This is a genomic window from Citrobacter werkmanii (genome assembly GCF_008693645.1).
Lineage (GTDB): Bacteria > Pseudomonadota > Gammaproteobacteria > Enterobacterales > Enterobacteriaceae > Citrobacter > Citrobacter werkmanii.
On record NZ_CP044101.1, the window covers coordinates 4,131,563 to 4,148,635 of the forward strand.

Annotated in this window: 15 protein-coding genes; 6 read left to right on the forward strand and 9 right to left on the reverse strand. The window is 52.1% G+C overall.

All coding sequences use genetic code 11. The features are described 5' to 3' along the window. Positions 1-24: 24 nt before the first annotated feature. Together FOB24_RS20365 and xni are read left to right on the forward strand one after the other, a co-directional pair. Positions 25-1,392, forward strand: a complete 1,368-nt coding sequence (locus FOB24_RS20365; RefSeq protein ID WP_085048811.1) for an L-serine ammonia-lyase — start codon at positions 25-27, stop codon at positions 1,390-1,392. A gap of 170 nt (positions 1,393-1,562) precedes the next feature. Then, the gene (gene xni / locus FOB24_RS20370; protein ID WP_087856946.1) at positions 1,563-2,318 is read left to right on the forward strand and encodes a flap endonuclease Xni; all 756 of its coding nucleotides are present in this window, start codon (positions 1,563-1,565) and stop codon (positions 2,316-2,318) included. 81 nt (positions 2,319-2,399) lie between these two features. Here xni and fucO read toward each other — a convergent pair whose 3' ends face one another. The 7 genes from fucO to FOB24_RS20405 all read right to left on the reverse strand — a co-directional run bounded on the left by fucO (position 2,400) and on the right by FOB24_RS20405 (position 10,575). Next, positions 2,400-3,548 (reverse strand): lactaldehyde reductase, encoded by a 1,149-nt coding sequence (gene fucO, locus FOB24_RS20375; RefSeq protein WP_069324536.1) that lies wholly within the window; start codon positions 3,546-3,548, stop codon positions 2,400-2,402. Between the two features lie 27 nt (positions 3,549-3,575). Continuing rightward, positions 3,576-4,223 carry an L-fuculose-phosphate aldolase gene (gene fucA / locus FOB24_RS20380; RefSeq protein ID WP_003034062.1) on the reverse strand — a complete coding sequence of 216 codons (648 nt, stop codon included), beginning with the start codon at positions 4,221-4,223 and terminating at the stop codon, positions 3,576-3,578. A 142-nt stretch (positions 4,224-4,365) separates the two neighbouring features. Then, the gene (locus tag FOB24_RS20385; protein ID WP_038633242.1) at positions 4,366-5,364 is read right to left on the reverse strand and encodes a LacI family DNA-binding transcriptional regulator; all 999 of its coding nucleotides are present in this window, start codon (positions 5,362-5,364) and stop codon (positions 4,366-4,368) included. Positions 5,365-5,430: 66 nt separating this feature from the next. Next, positions 5,431-7,011 carry an FGGY-family carbohydrate kinase gene (locus tag FOB24_RS20390; RefSeq protein ID WP_150345388.1) on the reverse strand — a complete coding sequence of 527 codons (1,581 nt, stop codon included), beginning with the start codon at positions 7,009-7,011 and terminating at the stop codon, positions 5,431-5,433. Positions 7,012-7,064: 53 nt separating this feature from the next. Further along, entirely contained in the window at positions 7,065-8,015 is a 951-nt protein-coding gene (locus tag FOB24_RS20395; protein WP_061382372.1) for an ABC transporter substrate-binding protein, read from the reverse strand. A 73-nt stretch (positions 8,016-8,088) separates the two neighbouring features. Next, positions 8,089-9,072: an ABC transporter permease gene (locus FOB24_RS20400; protein ID WP_087856949.1), complete on the reverse strand. Its 984-nt coding sequence runs from the start codon at positions 9,070-9,072 to the stop codon at positions 8,089-8,091. A 3-nt stretch (positions 9,073-9,075) separates the two neighbouring features. Then, positions 9,076-10,575 carry a sugar ABC transporter ATP-binding protein gene (locus FOB24_RS20405; RefSeq protein ID WP_069324532.1) on the reverse strand — a complete coding sequence of 500 codons (1,500 nt, stop codon included), beginning with the start codon at positions 10,573-10,575 and terminating at the stop codon, positions 9,076-9,078. Between the two features lie 465 nt (positions 10,576-11,040). Here FOB24_RS20405 and fucI point away from each other — a divergent pair, with 465 nt between their 5' ends. From fucI to fucR, 4 genes are all read left to right on the forward strand, one after another. Further along, a complete protein-coding gene (gene fucI / locus FOB24_RS20410; RefSeq protein ID WP_150345389.1) occupies positions 11,041-12,816 on the forward strand; it encodes an L-fucose isomerase in 1,776 nt (591 codons plus the stop codon). Positions 12,817-12,915: 99 nt separating this feature from the next. Further along, the gene (gene fucK / locus FOB24_RS20415) at positions 12,916-14,334 is read left to right on the forward strand and encodes an L-fuculokinase (RefSeq protein ID WP_121529501.1); all 1,419 of its coding nucleotides are present in this window, start codon (positions 12,916-12,918) and stop codon (positions 14,332-14,334) included. 1 nt (position 14,335) lies between these two features. Beyond that, complete coding sequence (gene fucU, locus FOB24_RS20420) at positions 14,336-14,758, forward strand: L-fucose mutarotase (protein WP_006686989.1); 423 nt, start codon at positions 14,336-14,338, stop codon at positions 14,756-14,758. A gap of 57 nt (positions 14,759-14,815) precedes the next feature. Further along, positions 14,816-15,535 carry an L-fucose operon activator gene (gene fucR / locus FOB24_RS20425; protein ID WP_121529503.1) on the forward strand — a complete coding sequence of 240 codons (720 nt, stop codon included), beginning with the start codon at positions 14,816-14,818 and terminating at the stop codon, positions 15,533-15,535. 43 nt (positions 15,536-15,578) lie between these two features. Here fucR and rlmM read toward each other — a convergent pair whose 3' ends face one another. Next, positions 15,579-16,679 carry a 23S rRNA (cytidine(2498)-2'-O)-methyltransferase RlmM gene (gene rlmM / locus FOB24_RS20430; RefSeq protein ID WP_038633266.1) on the reverse strand — a complete coding sequence of 367 codons (1,101 nt, stop codon included), beginning with the start codon at positions 16,677-16,679 and terminating at the stop codon, positions 15,579-15,581. Continuing rightward, positions 16,672-17,067, reverse strand: coding sequence for a DUF423 domain-containing protein (locus FOB24_RS20435; protein WP_003034037.1), 396 nt, complete (start codon positions 17,065-17,067; stop codon positions 16,672-16,674). Before FOB24_RS20435 ends, rlmM begins: the two co-directional genes overlap by 8 nt. Positions 17,068-17,073: the final 6 nt, after the last annotated feature.

Here is a 17,073-nt window from a genome sequence, read left to right on the forward strand (position 1 = left end):
ACCTCGATACACAATGGACGCCTCATGATTAGCGTATTCGATATTTTCAAAATCGGCATTGGCCCTTCCAGCTCCCATACTGTTGGCCCGATGAAAGCAGGCAAACAATTCACGGATGACCTGATTGCACGCGGAATTCTCACTGACGTAACCCGCGTAGTGGTTGATGTTTATGGTTCTTTGTCCCTGACGGGGAAAGGTCACCATACCGATATCGCAATTATTATGGGTCTGGCGGGTAATCTGCCGGATACCGTAGACATTGATGCCATCCCGGCCTTTATCCAGGATGTGAACACTCATGGGCGTTTGCTGTTGGCGGACGGTCAACATGAGGTCGAATTCCCGGTCGACAAGTGCATGAATTTCCATACGGACAATCTGTCCCTGCACGAAAACGGGATGCGTATTACTGCACTGGCGGGCGAAAAAGCCGTTTACAGCCAGACTTACTATTCCATTGGCGGTGGGTTCATCGTTGATGAAGAACACTTTGGTTTACCGAACAGCGCTCCGGTAAACGTACCGTATCCGTATAAATCTGCGGCGGATTTGCAACGTCATTGCCAGGAAACCGGTCTGTCGCTTTCCGGCCTGATGATGCAAAACGAACTGGCGCTGCACAGCAAAGAAGAGCTGGAACAGCACTTTGCCAACGTCTGGGAAGTGATGCGTAGCGGGATTGAGCGCGGTATCACCACCGAAGGCGTATTGCCGGGTAAACTGCGCGTTCCGCGTCGTGCGGCGGCGCTACGTCGTATGCTGGTAAGCCAGGACAAAACCACCACTGACCCGATGGCGGTTGTTGACTGGATCAACATGTTCGCGCTGGCCGTGAATGAAGAAAACGCTGCCGGTGGACGTGTGGTTACCGCGCCAACCAACGGCGCATGCGGGATTGTTCCTGCAGTGCTGGCTTACTACGACAAGTTTATCCGCGAAGTGAACGCTAACTCGCTGGCACGCTACATGCTGGTCGCGAGCGCCATCGGTTCACTGTACAAGATGAACGCCTCTATCTCTGGCGCCGAAGTCGGCTGTCAGGGAGAGGTTGGCGTAGCCTGCTCCATGGCAGCGGCCGGTCTGGCTGAACTGCTGGGCGGTAGCCCAACGCAGGTATGCATCGCGGCGGAAATCGGTATGGAACACAACCTGGGTCTGACCTGCGATCCGGTTGCTGGCCAGGTTCAGGTACCGTGCATTGAGCGTAATGCCATTGCTTCGGTCAAAGCGGTTAACGCCGCGCGTATGGCGCTGCGCCGTACCAGCGAACCGCGCGTGTGCCTCGATAAAGTCATCGAGACCATGTACGAAACCGGGAAAGACATGAATGCCAAATACCGCGAAACCTCTCGCGGCGGTCTGGCGATGAAGATTGTCTCCTGCGATTAATTCTCAGCACATTTTAGGATCTGTAGGCCGGATAAGGCGCTCGCCGCCATCCGGCTTTTATTGCCTGATGGCGCTTCGCTTATCAGGCCTACGGATCGCACTATTTCGCAATGCTCGCCTCCCCCCGCCGTGAATGTTACCCTACAGCCTGATTTGTTAGGGAGAACACCGTGGCCGTCCACTTACTTATTGTCGATGCACTGAATCTTATCCGCCGCATTCACGCCGTACAGGGATCTCCCTGCGTGGAGACGTGCCAGCACGCGCTCGATCAATTAATTGTGCACAGTCAGCCCACGCACGCCGTGGCGGTATTTGATGATGAAGCGCGCAATAGCGGCTGGCGTCACCAAAGACTGCCTGATTACAAAGCCGGTCGTCCACCGATGCCAGATGACTTGCATCAGGAAATGCCCGCCTTACGCGCCGCTTTTGAACAGCGCGGCGTCAGCTGCTGGGTCTCCAGCGGTAATGAAGCCGACGATTTAGCCGCTACGCTGGCGGTTAAAGTTTGCCAGGCGGGACACCAGGCCACCATCGTCTCCACCGATAAAGGCTACTGTCAGTTGCTCTCCCCGACGCTGCGTATTCGCGACTATTTTCAGAAGCGCTGGCTGGATGCACCGTTCATTGAGAAAGAATTTGGCGTGCTGCCGCAACAACTGCCCGATTACTGGGGGCTGGCCGGGATCGGTAGTTCAAAGGTTCCTGGCGTGGCAGGTATTGGCCCCAAAAGCGCCACACAATTGCTGACGCTGTTTCCAACGCTGGAAGGGATTTACGCGCATCTTGATGAGGTGCCGGAAAAGTGGCGCAAGAAGCTTGAGATGCATAAAGAAATGGCGTATCTGTGTCGCGATATCGCACGACTGCAAACGGACTTACATATCGACGGGAATTTACAGCAGCTACGGCTGGCTCGGTAGTGTTATTGCCGGATGACGGTGTAAACACCTTATCCGGCCTACTTATCGTACAACCCTGTAGGCCGGATAAACGCCGGGTGATTACCAGGCGGTATGGTACAGCTCAACGATATCGCCCAGGCTCGCTTCACGCGGATTTCCCCCGGTACAGACATCATCAAATGCAGCCTGCGCCAGCGCAGGAATATCCTCTTTGCGTACGCCAACATCGCGCAGGTGCCGCGGGATCCCAACATCGTGGTTAAGGGCAAATACCGCATCCACCGCCGCTTTCCGTGCTTCTGCCAGCGTCAGTCCTTCAACCTTCACCCCCATCACCCGGGCGATATCGCGGAATTTCTCCCCGGTGTATTCGGCGTTATAGTGCATCACATGCGGCAGCAAAATGGCATTTGCGACGCCGTGCGGGGTGTTATAAAACGCGCCCAGCGGGTGCGCCATGCCATGAACTAATCCCAGACCAACGTTGGAAAAACCCATTCCCGCCACATACTGGCCCAGCGCCATCGCTTCCCCCGCCTGACTGTCGCCCGCGACCGATCCGCGTAAAGCCCCGGCAATAATTTCAATCGCTTTAATGTGCAGCGCATCGGTAAGCGCCCACGCCGCGCGCGTGATGTATCCTTCAATGGCATGGGTCAGGGCATCCACACCCGTGGCCGCTTTTAACGCCGCAGGCATGCCGTCCATCATGTCAGCATCGATAAACGCCACCTGCGGAATATCGTGTGGATCGACACAAACAAACTTACGCCGGTTTTCTTCATCCGTGATCACGTAGTTAATAGTCACTTCCGCCGCCGTCCCTGCTGTGGTTGGGATAGCCATAACCGGCACGCTCGGGCAGCGCGTCGGGGATAACCCTTCGAGGCTGCGTACATCCGCAAACTCAGGGTTATTGTTGATAATGCCAATCGCTTTACAGGTATCCTGCGGGGAGCCTCCGCCAATGGCTATCAGATAGTCTGCGCCACTTTGCTCAAAGACCGCCAATCCTTCCTGCACCACCGCAATGGTTGGGTTAGGAATAACGCCTGAATAGATGTCCCACGCCAGACCCGCGTCATCCATCCGGGACGTCACCTTCTCGACAACACCGCACCGCACCAGGTTTTCGTCGGTCACAATCAGCGCCTTGCGATAACCACGACGGATGACTTCATCGGTCAATGCACCAACAGCTCCCCGGCCAAACCATGCCGTTTCGTTCAGAATCATTCTGTTCGCCATCGTATTTCTCCTTTTCGCTATGCGAAATTACTCTTCAATTCGTAATCCGTAAGATTTGAATTTCTCCAGCACAATAGCGATCTCCTCATCGTCCAACACCGGAACCGGATCAACAATGGCCAGGGTGCTCAGATAAAGGCGCGCCAGAACTTCCACTTCATGCGCCAACCACAGTGCTTTTTCCAGATTCGCTTCACAAGCAATCAGCCCATGGTGCTGTAAAAGCGTTGCCTTACGGTTTTTCAGGGCGACGCTCACATGCTCTGACAGCTCTCGTGTACCAAACGTCGCATAAGGCGCACACGGAATAGAGTTTCCCCCCGCCGCCGCAATCATGTAATGGATTGCCGGAATTGGACGGTTGAGAATCGAAACGGCCGTACAGTGCACAGCATGGTTATGGACGACCGCATTGGCGTCCGGACGCGTCTGGTAAGCCGCCAGGTGAAAACGCCATTCGCTGGAGGGTAACTGACCTTTATCATATTTTCCGTCGTTATCTACATACACGATCATGTTTTCAGTAAGTCTTTCATAAGGAATACCGCTGGGCGTGATCAACATCCCATTCTCATATCGCGCACTCACATTTCCCGCCGTCCCCTGATTTAATCCAAGGCTGGTCATTTCAAGACAGGTTTCAATGATTTCTCGTGACAAACGCATTCTTTCCATAATGATTCTCCGGGTACAGTTTCTCCTCGTCTTTAATTGCGAAAAATGTAGCCGCAGAGTAAGACGGGTCAGGTTTCAGATATGGGCAGCCACTGAATGTATTTACTCAGATCCAGTTGGCCGATTTATTTATAGCAACGTATTATTGTTGTCTTACGCGCTTAATAAGTTTCATCGGTACTTTTACAGTTTCTTTAATAGGTTGGTCGTCTATGGCACTCATCATCATATCGAATGCTTTTTCCGCCCAAACATTTTCATCCTGCTGCATTGACCAGACATTATTGGCGAGGAATCCCAGCATCGGATGTTCATCGAATGTACCAATATTAATATCAGGTGGAATTGTGCCGAAACGATGGCGAATAGCGTTAATAGCACCTTCCAGTACGGGTAATGATGAGGCTATAAACGCCTGTGGCCGCCCCTGTTCACCAATCAATCTATCCATCAGCTGAAAGCCACCTTCAGGAGTGTTGTCAGGACCTTCACGCACCCAATCACGGTGATGAATACCATTATTCTTCAAAGAATTAAGGTAACCTTGCAGACGATCGCCAATACTGGGTAATCCGGTATCTCCGACTAAAAACCAGATTGGAGCCTTTCCGGCATCAAACAAACTTTGCGTCAACTTTTCGCCGCCTAAAATATTATGACTTTCAACCAATGCGTTATCGGTATACTTAAAATCACGGTCCAGTAACACCATCGGTTTTCTGACCTGGCGTAAATGGTGTTGCTGATTCTCCAATGTAGAGGGAACAATAAAAAGGCCATCAACATTGCGAGCGATTAACGCTTTGGTCAATTTATTTTCGTAATCAACATCATCATAGGTACAGCTAATCATTAACTGATAACCGGAGCGACGACAGCGTTGCTCAAGTTTCTCGGCGAGAGTGGCAAAAAAAACGTTGGAAATATTGGGAACAATCAGTCCCAATGTATCCGTTTTATTCAATTTCAGGCTACGGGCTGAATGGTTTATGACGTAACCATAGCGCTCAACATATTCATTAATACGCGTTTGGGTTTTGACACTGATTCGATATTGCTCTGCTTTCCCGTTCAGCACCAGTCGTACGGTCGTAACCGATAAATTCAGATCGCTGGCTATCTGTTCTACTGTTTTAGCCATTTATATGCCCCAGTCCACATCCAAAAACGTCAATCTCCAATCATAAAAGTATTTTAAACTTTTGTCTTACTGCATAAGCTGGTTAATCGCCTGCTGCTGATCCCACATCATCAGATAAGCCTGGTATTTGCGGTCATAGAAGTCCCGCCGTGCCGGATTAGCCTTAATAATCTCGCCGGAGCGAACCATCGCCTGGCATGCAGATGGAATATTCGCCCACGCGCCGCTTGCTACCGCGCCGGTGATAGCTGCCCCTAACGTCACTGCATCTTCCTCCTGCATAAGATGAATATCGCATCCGGTAGCATCGGCATATTCCCGCATCCACAGCGGGTTATGCGTTGCGCCGCCGCACAGCGCCAGTCGGGAAATGGTATGGCCGTTTTCACGCATCACTTCCATAATGTGCCGCGTGCCGCAGGCAATCGCCTGTAACGTCGCCAGGTACAGGCGAGCCACCTGCATCTCGCCTCGCTCAAGAGTCAAGCCGCAGACGCTGCCCCGTGCATCGGGTCGCGCGCGGGGGGAGCGATTGCCATGGTGATCGGCCAGCACATGCAAATAACGACCAGGTTCAGACTCCTTCCTCTCAAGTTCCGCAACCCATTCGTTGACTAAAACGATCGGATGGCAACCCCGCGCCTCGGCCTTATGAAATAGCTCGGCACTCGCGCCTGATTCCTGGAGCGTCCAGTCGACCAATGCCCCAGCAGCGCTTTGCCCTCCCTCCGTCAACCAGTAACCAGGCAGCATGGCAGACCAATACGGTCCCCATACGCCCGGCGTATAAATTTCCTGTTTGCTGCACAGCATATGGCAGTTTGACGTTCCGCTAATCAACGCTAACGTTCCCGTAGGCTCAACGCCAGCAAGCGCCAAACCGCCTGCATGGGCATCAATCATCCCACTGGCGACGACAACTGCCGTCGTCAGCCCCAGCGCCTGGGCCGCATCGGCGCTAAGCGTTCCCACGGCGGCGCCTGGCGGAAGAATATGCGACGGGATTTTGCCCGTTAAATCCGTTAACTCTACGGCGTCGAGCAGAGAGTGGCTAAAGCGTTGTTCATGGGCCAGATAGTTCCATTTACAGGTCAGCGTACACAGACCGGCAACGTCACTCCCGGTGGCTTTACAGACAAGATAGTCAGCCAAATCGTAAAAACGATGCGCACTGTGCCAGGTTGCAGGGAAGTGTTTTTTTAGCCACAGCACCTTGGGAAGCTCCATTTCGACGCTGACTTCACCGCCAACGTAACGCAGAGCCGGATCCTGCGTAGCGTTAATATGCTGAGCTTCCTGCACCGCGCGATGATCCATCCACATGATGATGTTATGGTCTGATGGTTCGCCTGGTGAAACCGCCAGGCCCTGCCCCTGCTCGTCGAGAGCCACCAATGAACAAGTGGCATCGAATCCCAGTGAACGGATATCCTCAATGCAGATCCCGGATGACGATACTGCCCCCTTAACCGCATCGCAAACCTGCTGCCAGATTTCTGCAGATGACTGCTCAACCCGAGCGGGGCCGGGTCGAAACTGCGAGATAGGGCGTGTCGCAAAGGCCAGACGTTTGCCGCTGGCATCGAACACACCCGCCCTGACACTGGCAGAGCCGACATCCACACCGAGGAAATATCCACTGCTCATAGTAACTCCCTGACGTTAGCTAATAGTGGGGCGAGTACCTCGCCCCAACGCTCTTATTTTTTACCGAATGGGTGTAACAGCTTGTCAATTTCTGGGGTATCAATGTTCTTCGCACTAACGAATTTCACCGGAATATCAATCTCTTTTGGTACAGACTGACCGGATACCGCCGCATTCAGCGTCTTGATACCCTGATAGCCAATCTGGTAGGCGTCCTGCACAACAAAGCCCTGAATCACCCCGGACTTCAGGAAGGCAATAATGGCCTCGGTGCTATCAAAACCAATCACCTTCACTTTGCCTTTCAGGTTTTGACTATCAATTGCGTTTGCTACGCCGAGCGTTGAGCCTTCATTCGTGCCATAAATCCCTGCAATATCCGGGTTGGCCTGAATCATATCGATGGTTTTATCCATCGCTTTTTGCGGATCGCCATCGCTATACTGGACCGGTAGCACCTGGATATCCGGATATTTCTCCTTCATGCGGGCAATAAACCCTTCTGAACGCTCAATCGCTGAGGAGGTCCCTGCTACGTGCGCAATAATGCCCACTTTTCCTTTGTTGCCCACTTCCGCTGCCAGCGCGTCTGCCGCTTCAGCCCCGGCTTTACGGTTATTCGTGGCGACAAAACTGACCGGAATATCAGAATTCACACCGGAGTCAAAGGTCACAACTTTAATGCCGCGTGAATTTGCGGTCTCAACTAATGGCGCCAGCGCATTGGCATCTAACGCGGCCAGTAATAGTCCATTAGGTTTTTGCGCCATCGCGTTTTCAACTAACTGAATCTGCTCGGCAATCTGAGTTTCATCCGCCGGGCCCACGTAGCTGGTTTTGTCACCCAACTCTTTTGCTGCCGCTTCCGTCCCCATTTTTACGGTTTGCCAGAATTCATGCTGGAAACCTTTACTGACCACGGGAAGATTCATATCTTTAGCCAAAACGCTGGATGTCATACAGGCCAGCAGGGATAACGCATAGACAAAATTCCTGGTTCTCATTGTTTTACTCCGTTCTGAGTGAGTCACCCTAAACGTCAGGGTTATGATGTCCCGTGACTTCCGGGAGCGTAAATCAACGAATTTTTTTGCGTAATGTGTCGAGATAAACCGCAGCAATGACCACTACCCCCATGGCCACCATTTGCCAGAACTGGGAAACACCCATCAGGTTCAGACCATTTTTCAACACGCTCATAATGAATGCGCCAATGATAGTGCCGCCGATGGTGCCAATCCCGCCCATCAGACTGGTACCGCCAATAACGACCGCCGCGATGGCTTCCAGCTCATAACCCACACCGACCGTCGGCTGCCCGGAGTTTAAACGTGAGGCCAGAATGACCCCGGCAATCCCGGTCAGCAGACCACAAAAGGCGTAGACGAAAATTTTCACGCGCTGCACTTTAATCCCGGAAAGATGTGCCGCCACCTCATTACTGCCCACCGCGTAAACATAGCGGCCTATCACCGTTTTCTTCAGGATGTACGCGGCGATGAGCGCCACCACCACCAGGTAAAAAACGGGATAAGGCAGCACATCAAACAACCGTCCCTGGGCCAGCATTTTGAAGGTGGGGTAATCAGCGAAGTAAATCGCGCGGCCATCGGTCATCACCATATTGATACCTCTGACGGACATCATCAGACCCAGCGTGGCGATAAAAGGCGGGATAGTCATTTTGGTGACCAGCAGACCATTGATATAGCCGCATAATCCTCCAGCCAGTACACCCGCAAGAATACAGACGGGCAGAGGCAGACCTAGCGTGGCGCAGATACCTACCGCGACACCAGAAAATGCCACGACTGAACCGAGAGAAAGGTCGATCCCTGAAGTGATAATGACGAAGGTAACGCCAATCGCCATAATGCCAATCACCGAGGTTTGCAGGGCAATTGTCATAATGTTTTCAGTGTTAAAGAAAAATGGCGAACCAAAACTAAAAAATATTACCAAAATAATCAGACTTAAAAGTGGCGCAAGGCGCATTAAAAGTTCTTTGTTAATTTTTATTTTCTTATTATTGCTGTCTGAAGAGGTTACAGAGATAGTCATAAGTTAGTCCTCTAACGTCGCATATTGCATGATTTTTTCTTGTGTGGCGTCATCAGAAGCTAGCTCCCCGGTAATACGCCCATTACGCATCACTAAAATGCGATCGCACATACCCAGCACTTCCGGTAATTCAGAGGAGATCATGATAATTGATTTCCCTTTTGCCACCAGCCGATTCATTAATTCATAAATTTCAAGCTTGGCCCCCACATCAATCCCGCGAGTGGGTTCATCAAAGATGAGAATATCGGTGTCTTTACACACCCATCGGGCAATAATAATTTTCTGCTGATTACCACCACTTAAATTCAAGGCGGCTTGCTCTAAATGTGGTGTTTTAATACGTAGGGCTTTAACCTGTTCCTCGCTGGTTTTCTGGCAACGTTTGCTGTCCACATTGCCAAAACGATCGGAATACTCAGGGTAATTGCCCAACATAATATTGCGCTCAACGGACAGTCCTAATGCCAGTCCCTCTTTTTTCCGGTCCTCGGTTAAATAGCTGATACCCTGTTGGATAGCATCAGGAATATCTTTAATCACCGTAACTTTACCGTTCAGCTTAAGGGTTCCACCATCAATGGGATCCGCGCCAAAAATCGCCCGCGCCAGCTCAGTACGCCCTGCGCCCATCAGACCGGCGAAGCCCAGGATTTCTCCTTGGTAAAGCGTGAAATCAATATTGTTCAATACACCATTACGCGTCAGCCCACTCACTTCCAACACGGGCTTACGTTGAGCCAAAGGTTCACGGCGAGGATAAATATTACCGAGGTCACGCCCGACCATCATGGCAATCAGGTCGCTAATTTTGACCGCATCATAATCCACGGTGGCAATAAACTGCCCATCGCGCATTACCGTAGCGCGATCGGCTATCAGCGCCAGCTCCTCCAGTCGGTGCGAAATGTAAACAATGCCAGTCCCCTGTTCTTTCAATAAACGGGTTACCTGAAACAAGCTGTCGATTTCCGTTTCCGTCAGTGCCGCCGTAGGTTCATCCATAATAAGAATCTTGGCATTGACCGATATCGCTTTAGCTATCTCAACCATTTGTTGTTGAGCAACGGTCAGATCGGCAACCAGCGTGTCTGGGGCGATATTCAGGTTTAACTTTTGCAAAATATCGATCGCAGCCTGCCGCTGTTGTTTTTCGTCCAGACGCCAGCGATTATTTTTGCAAAACTCCCTGCCAATAAATATATTTTCTTCAACGGTGAGTTCAGGGAAGAGATTAAATTCCTGATGAATAATCGTGATACCTGCACTTTGCGCACTTAACGGGTTAGCGAAAGTAACTGGCTGCCCCTCAAAAATAATCTCCCCTTCGTCAGGCTGATAAACACCGGATAAGATCTTCATCAACGTAGATTTTCCTGCGCCATTCTCACCCAGCAGCGCATGAACCTCACCTTTGTGTAAAGCAAAATCCACATTACTCAACGCTAATACGCCGGGAAAACGTTTCGTAATATGACTCATCTGTAAAAATGTTTCAGACATTGCTGCTTTCCTCAATATACAGAAACTGCAGTCAGTGAATCAGGCGAAAACAAGATTGCCAGAGAGCCATCGTCACCGTTAATGCGAATACTACTTACAAGTTCATATGCGTTTTATCAATTATGCTAACTCGAGTTAGCGAAGTGCCTTTTAAAGCTATTTTAGCTACTCAAATTAGCCAAATTATTTGGTTTAAAACTGTGATGCTGAACAGACAATTTATTATATATTTATGATTTAAAAGGATTTTATTAAAAATCTGCGTATTTGTTTATTTGACGCAGATCGAATTTTAACCACTTCTCGTGAAGCCTCTCACAGTTCCATAACAAAAAAGTTGTGTAAAAAACTCTCCAATACCTAAGCTAACTCGAGTTAGCAAAAATGGGTAATTCAGCCAACTGCGACAGTGGTGTCCAACATCCGCTTTTGCAGCACGGCACAAAGTGAGATGAGGAACCTCGAATGAGAAAAAATAGCTTACCGAAGATTGGTATCCGCCCGGTTATTGATGGCCGTCGTATGGGGGTACGTGAGTCGCTTGAAGAGCAAACCATGAATATGGCGAAAGCCACCGCCGCGCTTATTACGGAAAAACTTCGCCATGCCAGTGGCGCACAAATTGAATGTGTAATTGCCGACACCTGTATTGCCGGTCTGGCGGAATCCGCAGCCTGTGAAGAAAAGTTCAGCAGCCAAAATGTTGGCGTAACGATTACCGTTACCCCCTGCTGGTGTTACGGCAGCGAAACCATCGACATGGATCCGATGCGTCCGAAAGCTATCTGGGGCTTTAACGGCACAGAACGCCCTGGCGCCGTTTATCTTGCTGCCGCGCTGGCTGCGCATAATCAAAAAGGTCTGCCCGCGTTCTCCATTTACGGTCACGACGTACAGGATGCCGGCGACACCACCATCCCCGCCGACGTCGAAGAAAAACTGCTGCGTTTCACCCGGGCGGGCTTAGCCGTTGCCAGTATGAAAGGTAAAAGCTATTTATCCGTAGGCGGCGTTTCTATGGGCATTGCCGGTTCTATTGTCGATCATAACTTCTTTGAATCCTGGCTGGGAATGAAGGTTCAACCTGTTGATATGACTGAACTTCGCCGTCGAATTGATCAGAAAATTTATGACGAAGCTGAACTGGATATCGCACTGGCGTGGGCAGACAAGCATTTCCGCTACGGCGAAGATCAGAACGCCCAACAGTATAAGCGTAACGAAGAGCAGAGCCGCGCGGTACTGAAAGAAAGCCTGCTGATGGCGATGTGCATCCGCGACATGATGCAAGGCAATCAGAAGTTAGCAGACAAAGGTCGTGTTGAAGAATCGCTGGGTTACAACGCGATTGCCGCGGGCTTCCAGGGCCAGCGTCACTGGACGGATCAATATCCAAACGGCGACACTGCCGAAGCACTGCTGAACAGCTCCTTCGACTGGAATGGTGTGCGTGAACCGTTTGTTGTCGCGACTGAAAACGACAGTCTCAACGGCGTAGCGATGCTGTTTGGTCACCAACTCACTGGTACAGCACAGGTTTTTGCTGATGTGCGCACCTACTGGTCGCCAGAGGCGGTGGAGCGTGTCACGGGTAAACCGCTGACCGGGCTGGCTGAGCACGGCATTATTCACCTGATCAACTCTGGATCGGCAGCCCTGGACGGCTCTTGCAAGCAGCGCGATGGCGAAGGGAAACCAACCATGAAGCCGCACTGGGAAATCACGCAGAAAGAGGCCGATGATTGTCTGGCGGCGACCGAATGGTGTCCGGCTATTCACGAATACTTCCGCGGCGGCGGCTACTCCTCTCGCTTCCTGACCGAGGGCGGCGTGCCATTCACCATGACCCGCATCAATATTATCAAAGGGTTAGGACCGGTTCTGCAAATCGCCGAAGGCTGGAGCGTGGAGTTACCAAAAGAGGTGCATGCTCAGCTTGATGCGCGTACCAACTCGACCTGGCCGACCACCTGGTTTGCGCCGCGCTTAACCGGTAAAGGTCCATTCAGCGATGTCTATTCCGTCATGGCTAACTGGGGCGCGAACCACGGTGTGCTGACGATTGGCCACGTCGGCGCAGACTTTATTACGCTTGCCGCCATGCTGCGTATTCCGGTTTGCATGCACAACGTGGAAGACGAAAAAATCTATCGTCCTTCAGCCTGGGCAGCCCACGGTATGGATAGCGAAGGCCAGGATTATCGTGCCTGCCAAAACTACGGCCCGCTGTATAAACGTTAATGTGGCTTAGCCCGGTGGCGCAAGCTTATCGGGCCTACGGACGAGTGAACCTTAGGCCGGATAAGCGCAGCGCCATCCGGTAGCGTTTCAGGAGTTGTTATGAAACAAGACGTTATCCTGGTACTCGATTGTGGCGCAACCAACGTGCGGGCCATTGCCGTTGACCGGCAGGGAAAAATTATCGCCCGCGCCTCAACGCCCAACGCCAGTGATATTGCCGCAGAAAACGGGGCCTGGCATCAGTGGTCGCTGGAGGCCATTTTGCAACGCTTCGCCGACTGCTGTCAGCGGCTCTCCACGCAACTGGCCAATTGTCGTATCTGTGGGATCGCCGTCACCACCTTCGGCGTAGACGGTACGCTGGTCGATCAACACGGCAAACAGTTATATCCGGTAATCAGTTGGAAATGCCCGCGCACCGCAGCAGTGATGGAAAATATCCATCGCTACATGTCGCCGCAGCAACTGCAGGAAATCTCCGGCGTCGGCGCGTTCAGCTTCAATACCCTGTATAAACTGGTGTGGCTGAAAGAAAACCATCCACAACTGCTCGAACAGGCACACGCCTGGCTGTTTATTTCGTCGCTTATCAACCACCGTTTAACCGGCGAGTTCACCACAGATATCACTATGGCGGGCACCAGCCAGATGCTGAACATCCAGCAGCGCGATTTCAGTGATGACATTTTGCAGGCAACCGGCATACCGCGCCGACTGTTTCCACGTCTGGTGGAAGCGGGCGAACAGATTGGGGTACTGCAACACGAGGCCGCCATCCTGCTCGGGCTTCCAGTGGGTATTCCGGTGATATCTGCCGGGCACGACACGCAGTTTGCGCTGTTTGGCGCGGGGGCTCAGCCAGACGAACCGGTGCTCTCTTCCGGTACATGGGAAATTCTGATGGTGCGCAGTGCGCAGGTGAACACCTCTCTGCTCAGCCGTTATGCGGGTTCCACTTGTGAATTAGACAGCCAGGCCGGACTGTACAATCCCGGCATGCAGTGGCTGGCCTCCGGCGTACTCGAATGGGTGCGTAAGCTGTTTTGGACTACCGAAACGCCCTGGCAGACGCTGATTGACGAAGCCCGGTCCATTCCTGCTGGCGCAGAAGGCGTCAAGATGCACTGCAACCTGCTGGCCTCTCAGAATGCGGGCTGGCAAGGGGTTACGCTCAATACCACCCGCGGGCATTTTTATCGCGCCGCGCTGGAAGGACTGACAGAACAGTTGCAGCAGAATTTGCACACGCTGGAAAAAATCGGTCATTTCCAGGCCTCTGAATTGTTATTGGTTGGCGGGGGCAGCCGTAACGCATTGTGGAACCAGATTAAAGCTAACGTTCTCGGGATCCCTGTCAAAGTGCTGGATGACGCCGAAACCACCGTGGCAGGCGCCGCAATGTTTGCCTGGTCAGGTATGGGTGAATTTACCACCCCGGAACAGGCTCGTGCCCAGGTGAGCTACCAGTACCGTTACTTCTATCCGCAAACCGAATCTGAACTGACAGGAGTCGAGTAACATGCTCAAAACGATATCACCCTTAATTTCTCCCGACCTGCTGAAGGTGCTGGCTGAAATGGGTCACGGCGATGAGATTATCTTTTCCGATGCCCATTTTCCGGCTCACAGCATGGGACCGCAGGTGATTCGCGCCGACGGTCTGCTGGTCAGCGATCTGCTGCAGGCGATTATTCCGCTTTTTGAACTGGACAGCTACGCCCCGCCGCTGGTGATGATGGCGGCAGTAGAAGGCGACGCTCTCGATCCTGACGTCGAGGCTCGCTATCGCCAGGCGCTTTCCTTACAGACCCCCTGCCCAGACATCACGCGTATTGACCGTTATGCCTTTTACGAACGCGCGCAAAAGGCGTTTGCGATCGTTATCACAGGAGAACGGGCAAAGTACGGGAATATTCTTTTAAAAAAAGGGGTAACGCCATAATCTCTGGTCAGCATGCCCGTCTGGTACGGGCATGCTGCATAAAATGAGGATCAGAACATGAAAGCGGCGCGCCAGCAGGCCATCGTAGATCTGCTTACCCACCACAAAAGCCTAACAACCGAAGCCCTGTCATTGCAGCTTAACGTCAGCAAAGAGACCATCCGCCGCGATCTCAGTGAATTACAAACCCAGGGCAAAGTGCTACGCAATCACGGACGGGCCAAGGCCATTCACCGGAAAAATCAGGACAGTGGCGACCCGTTTCATATTCGACTCAAAAGCCACTATGCGCACAAAGCGGATATTGCGCGGGAAGCGTTGGCATGGATTGAAGAAGGAATGGTGATCGCCTTAGACGCCAGCTCAACCTGCTGGTATCTGGCACGTCAGCTACCGGACATCGACATTCAGGTTTTTACCAACAGCCAACCCATTTGCCAGGAATTGGCAAAACGCGAACACATTCAGCTCATCAGCTCTGGCGGCCGCTTTGAACGTAAATACGGCTGTTATGTTAATTCCGCGCTCATCTCGCAGCTAAAATCCCTCGATATCGATCTGTTTATTTTTTCCTGCGAAGGGATCGACAGCGACGGCACGCTCTGGGACTCCAATGCCACCAACGCAGACTTCAAATCCATTCTGCTTAAGCGCGCATCGCAATCTTTATTGCTGATCGATAAAAGTAAGTTTAATCGTTCCGGGGAGGCCCGGATTGGGCGTCTGGATGGTGTGACGCATATCGTGTCAGATACGCAGCTGATTGAAACAACATAGACCGGATAAGACGTTTACGCCGCCATCCGGTCTATGTTTAGCGTTATCGCTCGTCCCGGCGACCGCCGACGGCAGCCCACAGACGACGCACGTGTACGGTCACTTCTTCCCGATCATGATACAACTGACGCGCCTGCATCTGGGCATTGACGCCATGCTCATCAAGCTGTGCCTGGATATAGGCCAGATTCTGCGATACCTCTTCATAACGTTTTTTCATCGGCAGCTTGAGGTTGAAGATCGTCTCGCGACACCAGCCGTTGACCAGCCACTGCGCCATCAGCGCGGCAACCTTCGCCGGTTTCTCCACCATGTCGCACACCATCCACGAGATGTTGTTACGATTCGGGCGATACTTAAATCCGTCTTCGCGCAGCCAGGTGACCTGCCCTGTATCCATCAGGCTTTGCGCCATCGGACCATTATCCACGGAATAAACCCACATGTTGCGTTTAACCAGTTGATAGGTCCAACCGCCCGGACATGCGCCTAAATCCACGGCATACATGCCATTGGCCAGACGCTCGTCCCACTCATCTTCTGGAATGAACACATGCAGCGCCTCTTCCAGCTTCAGCGTTGAGCGGCTCGGCGCATCGGCCGGGAACTTCAGGCGCGGAATACCCATGTAGAACGGGGAGTTATTGTCAGGCCAGGAATAACCGGTATAACAACAGCCAGGGGCGATAAAGAAAACATGAACCACTGGACGTTTCGGCGTTTCATATTTTGCCAGTACGCCCGCTTCGCGCAGCGCCGCGCGCAGCGGTACGGTAAATTTACGGCAGAACTTAACCAGCTCTTTGCTTTCATTGGTGTCGGCGACTTCGACCCGCAGATCGCCGCCTTTTTCCACCACGCCCTGCAACATGCCGACAATTGGCGTAATACGGTCTTCCGGCGGTAAATATTGCAGCAGTTCGCCCACCACAAACATTTGACGGGCAAAAATCAACGAGCTAAACGGCAGCTCTTTCACTAACTTTTCGGCATCGTCCTGCTGATAGCATTCGAAGATCACATAGCCCGCATTGTCTTTTACACGGGCGAAACCGAAGATTTCCCGACGTCCTGCTTTATCCGTAATTTCTGCGGCGCACTCTTTTTCAAAACCCGGGCGACACAACAATACAACCTTATTCATGGCTAACGCCCTTACGTTTCAATCGAATAGCGCCCACTAACATCAGCGCCCAGCCCACAAGGAAGCTGAAACCACCGACGGGGGTAACAAACGCCCACAGGCGTAAATGGGAGAGCGCGAGGCAATACAGGCTGCCGCTAAACAGCACCGTTCCTAATGCCAGAAACACGCTACTCCAGTAAAACCAAATGCTAATGCGTCGCTGCATGGCGACGGCCAGGCCGAAGATAGCCAGCGTATGAAACGCCTGATACTCAAGGCCAGTCTGGATCCAACCCATTTCTACGACACCCAGGGTTTTACTCAGAACATGTGCCCCAAAGGCGCCCAACGCCACAAAGATAAAACCACTTACGGCGGCAAAAATCAGCATAAAACGGCTGGTCATGTTAAT

Coding starts and splice junctions, on each gene's coding strand:
- fucI (WP_150345389.1), top strand. CDS start 11,041: ATGAGAAAAAATAGCTTACCGAAGATTGGTATCCGCCCGGTTATTGAT.
- FOB24_RS20390 (WP_150345388.1), bottom strand. CDS start 7,011: ATGAGCAGTGGATATTTCCTCGGTGTGGATGTCGGCTCTGCCAGTGTC.
- FOB24_RS20400 (WP_087856949.1), bottom strand. CDS start 9,072: ATGACTATCTCTGTAACCTCTTCAGACAGCAATAATAAGAAAATAAAA.
- fucU (WP_006686989.1), top strand. CDS start 14,336: ATGCTCAAAACGATATCACCCTTAATTTCTCCCGACCTGCTGAAGGTG.
- FOB24_RS20395 (WP_061382372.1), bottom strand. CDS start 8,015: ATGAGAACCAGGAATTTTGTCTATGCGTTATCCCTGCTGGCCTGTATG.
- fucR (WP_121529503.1), top strand. CDS start 14,816: ATGAAAGCGGCGCGCCAGCAGGCCATCGTAGATCTGCTTACCCACCAC.
- rlmM (WP_038633266.1), bottom strand. CDS start 16,679: ATGAATAAGGTTGTATTGTTGTGTCGCCCGGGTTTTGAAAAAGAGTGC.
- fucA (WP_003034062.1), bottom strand. CDS start 4,223: ATGGAAAGAATGCGTTTGTCACGAGAAATCATTGAAACCTGTCTTGAA.
- FOB24_RS20385 (WP_038633242.1), bottom strand. CDS start 5,364: ATGGCTAAAACAGTAGAACAGATAGCCAGCGATCTGAATTTATCGGTT.
- fucO (WP_069324536.1), bottom strand. CDS start 3,548: ATGGCGAACAGAATGATTCTGAACGAAACGGCATGGTTTGGCCGGGGA.
- fucK (WP_121529501.1), top strand. CDS start 12,916: ATGAAACAAGACGTTATCCTGGTACTCGATTGTGGCGCAACCAACGTG.
- FOB24_RS20405 (WP_069324532.1), bottom strand. CDS start 10,575: ATGTCTGAAACATTTTTACAGATGAGTCATATTACGAAACGTTTTCCC.
- FOB24_RS20365 (WP_085048811.1), top strand. CDS start 25: ATGATTAGCGTATTCGATATTTTCAAAATCGGCATTGGCCCTTCCAGC.
- FOB24_RS20435 (WP_003034037.1), bottom strand. CDS start 17,067: ATGACCAGCCGTTTTATGCTGATTTTTGCCGCCGTAAGTGGTTTTATC.